Source organism: Paenibacillus protaetiae, assembly GCF_004135365.1.
GTDB lineage: Bacteria > Bacillota > Bacilli > Paenibacillales > Paenibacillaceae > Paenibacillus_AP > Paenibacillus_AP protaetiae.
The window spans coordinates 2,152,543-2,165,742 of the sequence record NZ_CP035492.1; the positions used below are offsets into that span (position 1 = coordinate 2,152,543).

At 53.4% G+C, this 13,200-nt stretch carries 11 protein-coding genes; 4 read left to right on the forward strand and 7 right to left on the reverse strand.

All coding sequences use genetic code 11. The features are described 5' to 3' along the window. Positions 1 to 6 precede the first annotated feature (6 nt). On the reverse strand, positions 7 to 1,014 hold the full coding sequence (locus ET464_RS09895; protein ID WP_129440487.1) for an ABC transporter substrate-binding protein: 1,008 nt from the start codon (positions 1,012 to 1,014) through the stop codon (positions 7 to 9). Positions 1,015 to 1,111: 97 nt separating this feature from the next. Then, positions 1,112 to 2,767, reverse strand: coding sequence for a helix-turn-helix domain-containing protein (locus ET464_RS09900; protein ID WP_129440489.1), 1,656 nt, complete (start codon positions 2,765 to 2,767; stop codon positions 1,112 to 1,114). Between the two features lie 192 nt (positions 2,768 to 2,959). On the opposite strand from ET464_RS09900, the gene ET464_RS09905 reads away from it, so the two are divergent. Beyond that, positions 2,960 to 3,451, forward strand: coding sequence for a pentapeptide repeat-containing protein (locus ET464_RS09905; protein WP_129440491.1), 492 nt, complete (start codon positions 2,960 to 2,962; stop codon positions 3,449 to 3,451). 245 nt (positions 3,452 to 3,696) lie between these two features. Here the strand turns inward: ET464_RS09905 and ET464_RS09910 are convergent, their stop codons facing one another. Beyond that, positions 3,697 to 5,664, reverse strand: coding sequence for a glycoside hydrolase family 127 protein (locus tag ET464_RS09910; RefSeq protein ID WP_129440493.1), 1,968 nt, complete (start codon positions 5,662 to 5,664; stop codon positions 3,697 to 3,699). A gap of 167 nt (positions 5,665 to 5,831) precedes the next feature. Between ET464_RS09910 and ET464_RS09915 the strand changes: the two genes are divergently transcribed. Further along, entirely contained in the window at positions 5,832 to 6,707 is an 876-nt protein-coding gene (locus ET464_RS09915; RefSeq protein ID WP_129440495.1) for a helix-turn-helix domain-containing protein, read from the forward strand. A 123-nt stretch (positions 6,708 to 6,830) separates the two neighbouring features. Then, positions 6,831 to 8,000, forward strand: coding sequence for an aspartate aminotransferase family protein (locus ET464_RS09920; protein WP_244226483.1), 1,170 nt, complete (start codon positions 6,831 to 6,833; stop codon positions 7,998 to 8,000). 76 nt (positions 8,001 to 8,076) lie between these two features. On the opposite strand, the gene ET464_RS09925 is transcribed toward ET464_RS09920, so the two are convergent. The 3 genes from ET464_RS09925 to ET464_RS09935 form a co-directional block, all read right to left on the reverse strand. Next, positions 8,077 to 8,529, reverse strand: a complete 453-nt coding sequence (locus tag ET464_RS09925) for an Rrf2 family transcriptional regulator (RefSeq protein ID WP_129440497.1) — start codon at positions 8,527 to 8,529, stop codon at positions 8,077 to 8,079. Positions 8,530 to 8,603: 74 nt separating this feature from the next. Further along, positions 8,604 to 10,010, reverse strand: coding sequence for a glucuronate isomerase (gene uxaC / locus ET464_RS09930; RefSeq protein WP_129440499.1), 1,407 nt, complete (start codon positions 10,008 to 10,010; stop codon positions 8,604 to 8,606). A gap of 68 nt (positions 10,011 to 10,078) precedes the next feature. Beyond that, on the reverse strand, positions 10,079 to 11,371 hold the full coding sequence (locus ET464_RS09935; protein WP_129440501.1) for a Gfo/Idh/MocA family protein: 1,293 nt from the start codon (positions 11,369 to 11,371) through the stop codon (positions 10,079 to 10,081). A 161-nt stretch (positions 11,372 to 11,532) separates the two neighbouring features. Between ET464_RS09935 and ET464_RS09940 the strand changes: the two genes are divergently transcribed. Further along, complete coding sequence (locus ET464_RS09940) at positions 11,533 to 12,366, forward strand: AraC family transcriptional regulator (protein WP_129440503.1); 834 nt, start codon at positions 11,533 to 11,535, stop codon at positions 12,364 to 12,366. 184 nt (positions 12,367 to 12,550) lie between these two features. Here the strand turns inward: ET464_RS09940 and ET464_RS09945 are convergent, their stop codons facing one another. Next, positions 12,551 to 13,156 (reverse strand): GNAT family N-acetyltransferase, encoded by a 606-nt coding sequence (locus tag ET464_RS09945; RefSeq protein ID WP_244226484.1) that lies wholly within the window; start codon positions 13,154 to 13,156, stop codon positions 12,551 to 12,553. Positions 13,157 to 13,200 lie beyond the last annotated feature (44 nt).

Below are 13,200 nucleotides of genomic sequence, written 5' to 3' on the forward strand. Positions count from 1 at the left end.
AACACCTTACTTGGCAATATGTTCGGCAAAAGCCTGCAGGAACGCTACTTTGCTGTAAGCCGTGCCGCCTTGTGCAAGCGGGTCGACCAGGTTAACCAGCATCTGTCCGTTTTTCACAGCATTCGTTGCTTTCAGAATCGGATTACGTTCCAGCTCCTTCTCCGCGTTAGGAGCATCCTTGTTCTCATCCGGCGAGAATTGGACAATAAGCACATCCGGGTTCAGCTCCGCCAGCTTCTCCACCGAAATGGCCTCTTGCGCTTTAGCCGCTTTCACCGGTTCCGGAACAGCCAGCCCCAAGTCCTGGTACAGGAGCGGGTTAAAGAAAGTGGATGCCGAATATACGAACACTTGGCCTTGGCGAATACGGACGGCGAGGACGGATTTTCCGCTCATATCGCCCAGCTGACCTTTGACTTCATCCAGCTTCGTTTTATAATCAGCAATTTGTTTAGCTGCTTCATCCTGCTTGCCGCTCAGCTCGCCAAGCAGCGTCAGATTGGCTTCCCAATCGGTCGATACGTGGGAATACGGAAGGGTTGGCGCGATTTTTTCCAGCTTCTCGAGCACTTCCGCCGGGAACTTCGTCGACGCTAAAATTACATCCGGCTTCAACTGCAAAATTTTCTCGAAATCCGGTTCGGTTTTTTCGCCAACCGATTCCGCTTTGTCCACGATGCTGCTGAACATAGCCGGGAATTCGCCGCCGACGGAAATTGCGCCAACCGGGTGGACATTAAGCAAAATGGAATCTTCCATCGCTTCCAGCGCGCCGGTAATGACGATGCGGTCCGTTTGGGACGGTACTACATACGATTTGCCTAAGTATTGGATCGTTTTGGTTTCACCTTCGGTCTGCCCGGCCGCATCTGCGCTTGCTGTCGGCGTTGCTTCCGGGGCTGCCGTTTCAGCTGCCGCCGTTTGCTGCGGCGCTTCGTTTTGGTTATTGGATCCGCATGCCGCCAGTACAAGCACTAGCAGCGCAAGCCCTAATCCTAAAGCGATTTTTTTCATAAACTGTGTTTCTCCCCTTGTTTTTATTTGATAACGATTCTCATTATTGATGATAATCGTGAATCGAAAGCTTCGCCATAGATAAAAACCGGATCGTTCATGGACAATTTCCGGAAAAAAGCTGCACCGCTTCGCCAAGCATCCGCTCCAGGGCGATCGGGGAGTATTCCCGCCAAGGGCTGGATGACACCTGCATCAGCTTCCCGTTGCGCACAACATCCAGCGACAGCCAGCCGGGCGACATGCGCAGCTTCCGCCAGTATTCAAGCGACTCCGTGTCCTGACGGACAAGCAAAATGATCCGGTCGGCGCCGGTCAGGGACAGCTGGTCGACGGTAAGCGGCGTATGGTATAAGCCGGAAAAAGCGGCGCCGCATGGCCTGCGGATGCCCAGGCCGTTATAGAGAATGTCCTCCACCCCCTGGCTGCAGGACGCGTACAATTGATCGCCGACAATACAAACAAACAACACGGACTCATCCTTCAGCTCGCCGGCCGTTTGGTCCTTGGCCAAAGCCAGTCCCCGTTCGAAAGCGGTGATCCACCGTTCCGCTTCCGGCCGCTCATCCAGCCAGTCCGCCGCGGAGCGCAGCGTATTTTTCCAGCAGCCCCGGTGCACCTCCGGCAATTCAAAATAAGGCGCAATCGCCTGCAGCCGCTCCTTCTCCCAATCTTCCAGTCCCGGCGGGCACATGATCAGCTCTGGTTTCGCTTCCTCCAGCATGTCCATATTGGCCGCTTTGCGGTAATTTTGGCGGAAGCCGTCAAGATGAAACGGAATGTCCGCAGCAAAATGATCGTAATAATAGTCGGCCCATTTCGGATGCAGAGGCGCGGCATAAGGGATAACATGCAGCGGCAGCAAGTAGCCGATCAGGACGGATGGGCCGTACACGGCGATTTTCCGCTTGCGCCTGTTCATGAATTGGGTAGGCGACAAGCCGTGTTCTTTTTTAAACTTGCGGCTGAAATAAAATTCATCCTCATACCCGACCTCATGCGCAATATCGCGCAGCTTCCGCCCGGAATGGAGCATCAGCCGTTTCGCTTTCGCCATCCGGATTTGCGCCATATGCTCATGGGCGCTGACACCGTACGTTTTTTTGAACAGCTCGGCAAAATATTTGGGGCTTACCGCCGCAATCGCGGCCAGCCGTTCCATCGTCAGCGCTTCGGAACTGTGCTGCTCCATATACGCCTTCGCTTGCTCCAGCCCCTCCCGCGTATCCGCCGCTCCGCCGGATGCGGCGAGCAGCTCAAGCAGCAGCTGCTGCAGCCCGATCTGCGCCTGCATCCGCTTCAGCGGCTGGCCGCTGCCCCAGCCGGCGTGCATGGAACGGCACGCGTCGGCCAGCCTGCTCCCGGAATCAAACGATTTAGCCCCTTCCTTGAGTAGTCCTTCCTGCCCGGAATCGCCATCCAGCTGAGTGAATGCGCCGGATTGCTCCCGGTACAAATCAAAGCGGATAATTGCAGCGGACATGTCTGCGGACACCACGCCAAACGTATGGCCGGGCCAGCAGATATATGCGGTTCCCGGCAGCATCGGATAGTTTTTTTTGCCGATTTTCAGCTGCCCTTCCCCGCTTAACAGTGCAATAAGCGTAAAATGATAGGTCAGCTGCTGCCCTTGCTGCAAACTTCCGCCGCCTGCAGCCAGCATTTCGACATCGCGCAGCCGGACGATCCATTCCTCCGGCCGGCTTTTATATTCAATGCCGCTATTCGGCATGTATGGAGCATGGTCATCCATTATGGCACCTCCCAAATATGATAATGGTTATCATTATCATATTTAGTATACCAAAAATGAAGCAGCCCCGGAACCGGATTTTTTACGGCATATCTGTTTTTTGATGAGAAGCGGACGAATTGTAAAAAGGATGCCGCCTCTATATATCGAAGTTAATGAGGGAAGTCAATTTTTCTCAAAGGAGATCGTGGAATGAACTTGGAGGCGCGCCCGTTGAATTTGCACATGGCAGATATATCAGGCTCTAAATGGCAGGATGTGAAAGCGGAGGAACTCGCTATTGATAATGTCAGCTTGGCCAATACCAAAGTCAATAACGTCAACATGAGCGGAATGGTTATGGATGATATTCATATGGGCGGTGTCAAAATCTCGAACGCCAATCTGTCGGGATTAAAGATTCAGCACGCCAATTTAAGCCATGCCGTCTTTGATCACATCCATCTGTTCGGAACAGCCTTTCATCATATCGTTCTTCCTAAAGAAGGAGACGCCGGCTATAATCCGGAAGGGCAATACAAACCGGTCAGCTTCCAGAACAGCCATCTTTCCCATGCGCAGTTCAACCATTGTGATCTATCCCATGCTGAAATAACGGATTGCGACATTACCGGTTTAAAAATAAACGGTTTCCTGGTTTCGGATCTAATCCAAATTGCTAAGAAGCGAGACGCCGTTGAATAATGGAGCCGGGAAATTGGCATCGGCCAAAATGCCGATGATGAACAATCCCTCCGTCATGGATAATGGCGGAGGGATTGCCGAATCGCCATGCGCACTCGCGGGCGCGAAGTCCCAGAGGACGTATTGTATTCCATCTCCCGCGCTTGTACAGCACGGCCAGCGCATATCCGCGCCTGCCGCTTTCAGGCAAGGCAGCCCTTTGCCTCGCCGTGAGGCGCAAAGGCCGCTAAGCCTAAACGGGCATGTTAGCTTTCCCGCACCCAAACTGCCATTTCTCCTTCTCCCCTGTTCGCCCATGCGAAATAAGGTATAAACAGGAGCGGCTGAAGTCTGGTTCCCGGAGCCGCTGAAGCGCTGTACAGCGCTGTGCCCCAATCCTCCGCCTTCAGCCTTTCGCCTTCGGCTTCGATGACCACTACACCGTCCAGCAGATCCTCCGCTTTACGCCACGACAGCTCCGCTTCCTTCGGCAGCGATAGTTCATGCAGATGCTCGCCGTTGTCGGCTTGCTCGAGACAGTACACAAGCGGTCCGCGCTGCAGCGCTGTTTTGCCCGCATTGCTCCGCACCAGCGGATGGCTGTGCATGCGCATCACCGGCATTTCCAGCGCCAGCTCTACCGTATCGCCGGCTTGCCATGTGCGCTCCAATACCGCGTAGCCGTTTACGGTTCCCGCCTTGTATGTCTGGCCGTTGACGGTAATCGACGCAGACGGGCTCCATACCGGCAGCCTGAAGGCCAGCTTGAATACCGCTGTTTGCTCCGGCTGCACTTCAAACCGGACATACCCGCTCCACGGCAGCTCCGATTGCTGCTTCAGCACAACCGTTGTGCCGCCAAGCTCCACTTCCGCTTCGCCGCCGATGTACAGATGGGCGTACACCGTATCGTTGTCCGCCGTATACAAATAGCTGCCGAGCGAAGCAAGCAGCCTTGCCACATTAGGCGGGCAGCAGGCGCAGCCGAACCATTCCTGACGGACCGGCTTCACATGGCCGTAGTTTTTGTTGCCGCCGTTGCATGCTTTTGGATCTGCCTCAAGCGGATTAACATAAAAGAAATGTTTGCCGTCGCGGGCCATGCCGCCGACCACCGTGTTATATAACGCCCGCTCCAGCACATCCGCGTATTTGGCATGAGGCTCCAGCCGCAGCATTCGCTGCGCGGCAAACACAAGGCCGATCGATGCGCAAGTTTCCGCATAGACGGTATCGTTCGGCAAATCATAATCGAAGGAAAATGCTTCGCCATGCGCCATCGAGCCGATTCCGCCCGTTATGTACATTTGGCGTTCCGTCATGTTGTCCCACAGCCTGCGGCATGCCGCAAACAATCCGGTATCGCCGGTCTCGGCCGCAACGTCAATCATGCCCGACAGCATGTAGACGAAGCGGACCGCATGCCCGATTGCATGCTCCTGCTCGCGGACCGGCTGATGCGCCTGGAAATAAGCCGTGTCGATTTTTTTCGGATGGACAAAACCCCAATGACTTTCATAGTTGCGGCTTTGCGTCTCCTGAACAAGGAAATTCGGCTCCGTCCCGCGTGCGTGAATAAAAAATTGGCTTAAATTCAAATAGTTCCGGCTGCCGGTCGTTTCGTACAGCTTCACCAGCGCCAGCTCGATTTCCTGATGTCCGTCATAACCTTGCAGCTTGCCCGGCTCATTACCAAATACCTCATTGATATAATCTGCAAAACGGATTACAACGTCCAGCAGCTTCCGCTTGCCCGTAGCTTTATAATAAGCTACGCCGGCTTCAATCATATGCCCTGCACAATAAAGCTCGTGGCAGTCCATCAGGTTCGTCCACTGCTCGCCCGGTTTTTTTATTGTAAAATAGGTGTTCAAATAGCCGTTTGCATGCTGCGCCCGCGCGATAATATCAATCATTTCATCGGCAACGGCTTCCAGCTCCGGATCGGGGCTGGTAGCAAGCAAATAGCCGGTTGCTTCCAGCCATTTGGCCAAATCGCTGTCCTGGAACACAAAGCCGTAAAATTCCCCTTGCTCGAGACCGGCGGCAATTTTAAAGTTGCGTACCGCTCCGCTTGGCTCCGCGCCTTCCACCCGGTCGTTAAGCGCCTCCCACTGATAAGGAACAACGGTATGCCGCACCAGATTGCAATAATAATTCCAGAATGGATCGTTTACGTTTACTTTTGTCAAAGGAAGTATTCTTGACCGTTCCATCGATGCTGCCTCCGCCATTGCCAAACACCTCTTTAATTATTGGATTTCACCTTAGCTCCTTATTGTATGGTATATTTTTCTTATGAAAAATAAGTAAACCAAACCTAAAAATTATAATATTTCACACTCCGAGTGATGATCGGATGCGTACTTCACTATCCGTTGGCAGGAGGTGTTAGTCCCGGGTGAACAAACCTGAAACGATTCTTGCTTTTGCCGCTCCGCCGGTCCCTTATTTTATCGAATGCGGCATAGCGGTCTACGATCCGGGCGATCAGCATCCAAGCCGGAAGCAGCTTGGCTTGTTTGATTTTATTGTGATCGAGCGCGGCTCCTTGCATATTGGGGAAGAAAATAAACAGTGGACGTTACAAGCCGGCCAGTCGCTTGTGCTTCGCCCCGATTTGTACCATTATTCGGTGAAGCCGTGCGAAGAGGCATGCAGCTTTTATTGGGTGCATTTTCACACAGCCGGCAAGTGGCAGGAAGGGAGCGGCGAAAGCTTTTGCTGGAACCAGGACGAGCATCTGCGCAAGTTTATGTCGCCGCCGTATTATCTTCACCTGCCCAAATATTGGAGCATGCCTTATCCGAATGAAACGTACCGGCTGATGGAACGACTGGTCAGAGCTTCCGGCGAACGGCAGTCCAGCGCCTTTTGGAGCCGTCAGCAGACGTTCGAGGAACTGCTCCGCATGATGGACCTGCGCCAGTTGGAGCAATACGCGCCTCCCGCCATCGTAGTGGCGGAAAAAACGGAAGCGTATTTAAGAAACCATTATCAATCCGGGGTGACAAGCCAGTCGTTATCGGAGGCGCTGCATTATCATTACAATTACATTACCCGATGCATGAAGCAGGTGTACGGCATGACGCCGGGCGAATATTTGACGCATTACCGGCTGGAGCAGGCGAAGCTGCTGCTGCTCAAAACCGAATGGCCGATTGCGGAGATCGGCCGGTTCGTAGGCTTCGAGAACATTCCTTATTTTACAAATAGCTTTACAGCCAAAAACGGCATGTCGCCCCGCCAGTTTCGCCAGTCTTACTCCATGCAATAATAAAACAAGCCTCAGCCAAAATAAGCTGAGGTTTTTTATGCAAGGTATTGTATTTTTATTTGTATTTATGTATATTTATTCACATGTACTTGAATCAATCCTTTTGAGGAGGCTGATGGGGCATTGAACTCGATTTTATTTACGGCGAATCGTCCGGATATCGTGATGGAGCGGGGCGAAGGCATGTATCTATGGGATACGGAGGGCAAACGTTATCTGGATTTTGTCGGCGGGTGGGCCGTCAACAGCCTGGGGCACTCTCCCGCTGTGCTGCACGAAGCGCTTAGCCGCCAGTCCTCGCTGCTCGTTCATGCGAGTCCTTCATTTTATAATAAACCGATGCTGGAATTCAGCCGGCTGCTTACCGATATATCCTGCTTCGACAAAGTATTTTTTACCAGCACCGGCTCGGAAGCGAACGAAAGCGCCGTGAAGCTGGCGCGCAAATACGGCGCGCTGAAGCTGGACGGCGCTTACGAAATTATTACGATGACAGGCAGCTTTCACGGGCGCACGCTGGCGATGATGTCCGCAACGGGAAAGCCGCATTGGAAACAGCTGTTTGAGCCTAAGGTGCCCGGCTTCCGCCATGTGCCGCTTAACGACATTGATGCGCTGTTTGCAGCCATTCATTCCGGCACCTGCGCAATCATGCTTGAACTGGTGCAAGGCGAAGGAGGCGTGCATGAAGCAAACGAAAGCTACCTGTACGCCATCCGCAAAGCATGCGATATGTACGGGTTGCTGCTCATTGCCGACGAGGTGCAGACCGGCCTTGGCCGTACCGGCTCCATGTTTGCCTACGAGCGCTATGGGATCGAGCCGGATATTATGACACTGGGCAAAGGCATCGGCGGCGGATTCCCATTATCCGCAATGCTGGCCAAACAAGAGCTGGATTTATTCGATGCCGGCGATCAAGGCGGCACCTATACCGGACAGCCGCTTGGCATGGCAGCAGGCCTTGCCGTCGTGCAGGAGATCATCACACGCAACCTGCCTGAACATGCCGCCAAACAAGGCGAATACTTGACCGGACAGCTCCGTTCCCTTGCGGTGAAGCACCAGCTGCACCACATCCGGGGCAAGGGACTGCTCCTAGCATTCGACTTGCCTTCCGGGCTGAGCAGCGACAAGCTGGTTGCGTTATGCCGGGATAACGGCCTGCTTATTAATGCGCCGCAGCCGTCTTCGATCCGGCTAATGCCGCCGCTTGTCGTAACCGCAGCCGAAATCGACGAGATGATCGGTATGCTGGATCATGCTTTAACCGCGTTAAGCGTACACGCCTGAAAATTGGCCGCACTGCCATTTTACCGGAAACAAGCAAAAAAGCCGTGCCGGACATTTGAGTCCAAGCGCGGCTTTTCTACTTTACAGATGCGTCAAAAACTAGCTTATTCATAATATCCGACAATTTAAATTGCTTAAGCAAGTCATAAGTACGCTGCTCGGTCAGAGCAATAATGGCTTCCAGCTGCTGATCAATCTGATGTGACGCCGATGCGCACTGAGCCGACTGCTCCGTGCCAGGGCATTCCTCGGTGCATTCCTGCCGGACTGCCATATAAATATCGGCAAGAGTAAGCCGGTCGGGATCAGCTTTCAAAAAATAGCCGCCATCTCTGCCTTCGCGTGCTTCAACGATCCCTTCTCCTGCAAGCTGCGCGAGTACTCTGCGCAAAAAGGTCGGGTGCGAATTCACCTGTTTGGCAATCGCGCCGCTCGTCATCAAGCAGCCGCAATGCGCAAGCAAAATAAGCGTATGCACGGCTATCGCAAAGCGAGGCGGGCCTATCGGATTATTGCGGTTCGAACCCATATGCTAATCCCTCCTGCCTAAAGTTTAGCCAAAATTGCTTATTGAAGCAAGGAGGGGAAGCTCTTTCCTTTTCATTAAAATCCAAAATATTCCTTTGCATTGCGATATGAAATGTTCTGCACGAGGCCGCCCAGCCATTCCAGATCGTCCGGCAGCTCGCCTTTCTCCACCCATTCGCCTAGCATATTGCATAAGATCCGGCGGAAATATTCATGCCGCGTATACGACAGGAAGCTGCGCGAATCGGTCAGCATGCCGACAAAACGGCTCAACAGCCCGATATTGGCCAGCGACTTCAGCTGTTTTTCCATGCCGTCTTTCGTATCGTTAAACCACCAAGCCGACCCAAGCTGCATTTTGCCCGGAATGCCGCCGCCCTGGAAACTGCCGATAATAGAAGCCAGAATGTCGTTATCGTTTGGATTCAGCGAATATAAAATCGTACGCGGCAGCCCACCCTCCGTCTCCAGCGCATCCAGCAGCTTCACAAGAGGAAAAGCTACCGGGCTGTCGCCGATCGAATCATAACCGGTGTCCGGCCCTAGCTTGCCGAACATTCGGGAATTGTTGTTGCGCGAAGCGTTAATATGGAACTGCATCGTCCAGCCGCGTTCGGCATACCGTTTGCCCAGATAGATCAGCGTATATGTTTTATGCTGTTTTTCCTCCTCCGGTGTCACCGCCTCACCGGCCAGTGCCTTGGCGAATACGGCTGCCGCCTGCTCTATTGTCACATCAGCATAAGGCACGTAATCCAGCGCATGATCGGATACTCTGCATCCCGCTTCGTGGAAGAAAGCGATCCGCTTTTCCAAGGCGGCCAGGAAGCCGTCATAATTGCCGATCCGGCTGCCTGCAGCTTCGCCCAGCTTGCCGACCCATTCCAGGAAACCGGGGCGGCTGATCTCCAGCCCTTTGTCGGGACGGAAGGACGGCAGCACCTTAACCTTAAAATCCGGCAGTTCTTTTATCTTCAAATGGTATTCCAGCGAATCCGCCGGATCATCCGTTGTGCAAATGACTTCGACGTTGGATTTCACTATCAAATCACGCGCTTTAAAAGCTCCCGTCTGCAGCTGCCCGTTTACTTTCTCCCAAATAACCGGGGCATTGGATTCATTAATAATCTCATCCACGCCAAAAAAACGCTTCAGCTCCAGATGCGACCAATGGTACAGCGGGTTGCCCGCCGTTTGCGGAACGGTCCGCGCCCAGGCTGTAAACCGGTCATAATCGGTTACGCCTTCGCCGCCGGTTACATATTTCTCTTCAACGCCGTTTGCCCGAAGGGCACGCCATTTGTAATGGTCGCCATACAGCCAGGCAGCGGTCAAATTGGCAAAACCCGTATTCTCATAAATTTGCTGCGGGCTCAAGTGGCAGTGGTAATCAATTATGGGCATATCCTTGGCGTATTGCTCGTACAGCTTGACAGCGGTTTCATTCGTAAGCAAAAAAAACTCATCCAAAAACGGTTTCATGAAAGGCACGCTCCTTCATCCGAAAAAAGCTGGCTGTGGGCGCTTGGAGCGGTCCGCAGCCGCGATAGTTAATGGAATCGGACCAGATCGGCGATTTGGACCTGCTGCCCGGTTCTGATCGAACGGTTAGCGGCAATGCCGGTCAGAATGGATCTGGCGCCGTCGATATGATTCGCCGCCCGGTTAAACGGATCTTCCACAGGCGTGCCGAACAAATCGTTTAACAGCACGGGATCGCCGCCGCCATGGCCGCCTTCGCCTTCTTCTACTTCTGCTTCATACGGCTCGCCAAACATCGGGAATACTGTAATCGTTTTGGCTTTTAACGCCCCTTCTTCCGCTTTGCTGCCGCCGGAATTGACATAGGACTGCTCGATAATCGTCATTTCGATGCGGCCTTTTGTGCCGTTAAATGCAATCCGGTAGCCTTCCCATGGCAAATAGGCGTTTAACGAGTAGGTCAAAATCGCATTGTTTTTGTAGCGGACAAGCACGCCCATCGTATCTTCGATGCTGATGCCGTCGCCGAATACGCTTTGATCGCGGCGGTAACCGTCAGCCGGTTCCGCATCCAAGTACATCGCCTTCAGATGCGGGTTGCTGTCGAGCGGCAGCGCAAACGGGTCGCCTTCGGCATTCGGGTTGCCGGTCGCACGGTCGTAGAATGAAGTAATCCCGCGCTGTTCCGCATTCTCGCGGCCGTAAAACAGCAGATCGCCGTAAGCAAACACGGATTCCGGCTGAGACCCGATCCAGAAGTTGACCAGATCAAAATGATGCGTAGATTTATGGACGAGCAGACCGCCGCTGTTCCGCTTGTCACGATGCCATCGGCGGAAATAGTCGGCGCCGTGCTGCGTATTAAGCAGCCATTCAAAGTGAACCGAGGTCACTTTGCCGATGACGCCGCTTGCGATCAGCTCTCTTGCTTTCGTATGATGCGGCGCGTAGCGGTAGTTGAATGTGACGCGGACATTTTTGCCGGTGCGCTCTACAGTGTCGAGAATATCCTGGCATTTTTTCTCGTCGATCGTCATCGGTTTCTCGGTAATCACGTCGCAGCCAAGCTCCATGGCGCGGATGATATACGTATGATGCGTGCGGTCTACGCTGGTGACGATGACGACATCCGGCTTTTCCGTTTCGATCATCGTGTCGAACTGGTCGGATTTATACGTGCGAACAGCAGGATAGTTGTATTTGTCCGTCAACAGCTTGTTGGCGTATTCCATCCGGATTTCGTTCATATCGCAAAAGGCAAGAAGCTCGGACGTTTCTTTGAAATCGGTTGCAATTGCGGAATAAAAAAACTCCGCCCTCCCGCCTGTACCTACAAGAACATACTTTTTCTTAGCGCTCATCGTATCCATCCTTTATCGTTTGCTAGATTGATCTTGGCTTCATCTTAACGCATTTTAATGCTATAATTCTCGTCAAATCATGCTTTTCTCGCCTGAAATGCCGCATATCTTGCGCAAATAAAGCAACTTGCAAAAGGGAGAAACGATATGGATAATCCACCTTGCTGTACCGGTTCGGCGATATTGACAAGCTGTACGTCGAATATGTAAAAAGAGCTTCTCCGTATACGATGGAAGCCGATCATTACCATCCGTATTATGAGATGTATTACATGCTGTCGGGGCAGCGCATTTATTTTGTAGGCGACCGTTCATATCCGGTGGAGCAAGGAGATCTGGTGTTTATAGCGCCTGATGAGCTGCACCAGACGATGCATGCCGGCGAACCGGAGCACGATCGGCTTATTATGCATTTCGGGCCGTGGTATTTAAGCCGGTTTGCTCCAGCCGAGCAGGAGCTCCTGCTCAGTCCGTTTCGGCAGGCCAGCAAAGTGATCCGGCTGCCGCGGCAGGAACATTGGCAGATCGACCAGCTGCTGCGCCGGCTGCTTGCGGAAATCCGCGACAAACCGCCGGGCTACGAGCTTACGCCCGGACTGGCCGTTACCGAACTGCTTCTTGGGGTAGCGCGTTATTTGCAGCAGCACGAGCCGGTACCGATCTACCATGACACGCCGCTCCATGCCAAAATATCGGAAATCGTCCGGCATATTAACGCCCATTTTGCCGAGCCGATTACGCTGGCCGCCTTGTCGGAGCAGTTCTACATCAGCCCGTATTACTTAAGCCGCAAATTCAAAGAAATAACCGGCTTCCCGTTTACGGACTATATCCTATTGACGCGAGTCAAGGAGGCGCAGCGGCTGCTGCGGGAAACGGACCGTAACATTTCGGACATCGCTGCCGAAGTCGGCTTCGACAACTTTTCCCATTTCGGCAAAACCTTTAAGCGGATCGCCAAGCTGTCGCCGCGCGACTACCGCAAACGGACGTAAAGGAAAGAGGCCGCACCTGCATGAAGACATGCGGGCGCGGCCTCTCGTGGTGTTGTAAGCTGCTGGATGCACGCCGGCGCGGCCGCCTTAGCCGATTGAGCTGCCGTTGCGATGCGCGCCTCTGCCAGATGTGCTTGTGCTGACGCACGCAGACGGGGCCTCAATTCACTGCGGCTTGCAGCCGCTAGTTGTAGGTTTTGTCGAGCAGCGCCAGCAGGCGTTCCTTTACATCCGGCCATTCCTGATCCAGGATGCTGTAGATTACAACATCATGCACCGAGCCGTCCGGCTTGTTCCGCGCCCTGCGCAGGACGCCTTCCCGAACACCGCCAATCCGCTCAACCGCACGCATCGAACGTTCGTTGAAATGGCTGACCGAAAACTGTACGCGCTGTACACGAAGCTGTTCGAAGCAGTACTGCAGCAGCAGCCATTTGCATTCGGTATTCACAGAAGTACGCCATACCTTCGGAGACAGCCAGGAGTAACCGATCTCCGCATGGTTATGATATAAATCGATAGCGGCAATGCGGGTTGTGCCCACAACTTGTCCGGTAGATTTGCTTACAACGGCAAACGGCAGCTGCGTACCGGCCGCCTGGCTTGCCAGCGCCTCGTCAACAAGCTTCGCCGCCTGCTCCTCGGACGTTATTTTGCGCCATGTATACTGCCATATCGCCTCATTGCGAAGCACTTCCATCAAAGCCGGCTTATGTTCCGTCTCAAGCGGCACCAGGTCGATGGTCCTGCCGGATAATACTTGCTGTGCTGTTTCAATTGCGCCCATCATCCTATCACGCCGCCTTTTTATTAATAATGAATTCTCCTCTATCA

Excerpts from the sequence above, each read along its gene's own strand:
- ET464_RS09910 (WP_129440493.1), bottom strand. The coding sequence starts at position 5,664 with ATGGCGGAGGCAGCATCGATGGAACGGTCAAGAATACTTCCTTTGACA.
- ET464_RS09905 (WP_129440491.1), top strand. The coding sequence starts at position 2,960 with ATGAACTTGGAGGCGCGCCCGTTGAATTTGCACATGGCAGATATATCA.
- ET464_RS09925 (WP_129440497.1), bottom strand. The coding sequence starts at position 8,529 with ATGGGTTCGAACCGCAATAATCCGATAGGCCCGCCTCGCTTTGCGATA.
- ET464_RS09935 (WP_129440501.1), bottom strand. The coding sequence starts at position 11,371 with ATGAGCGCTAAGAAAAAGTATGTTCTTGTAGGTACAGGCGGGAGGGCG.
- ET464_RS09900 (WP_129440489.1), bottom strand. The coding sequence starts at position 2,767 with ATGGATGACCATGCTCCATACATGCCGAATAGCGGCATTGAATATAAA.
- uxaC (WP_129440499.1), bottom strand. The coding sequence starts at position 10,010 with ATGAAACCGTTTTTGGATGAGTTTTTTTTGCTTACGAATGAAACCGCT.
- ET464_RS09945 (WP_244226484.1), bottom strand. The coding sequence starts at position 13,156 with ATGATGGGCGCAATTGAAACAGCACAGCAAGTATTATCCGGCAGGACC.
- ET464_RS09895 (WP_129440487.1), bottom strand. The coding sequence starts at position 1,014 with ATGAAAAAAATCGCTTTAGGATTAGGGCTTGCGCTGCTAGTGCTTGTA.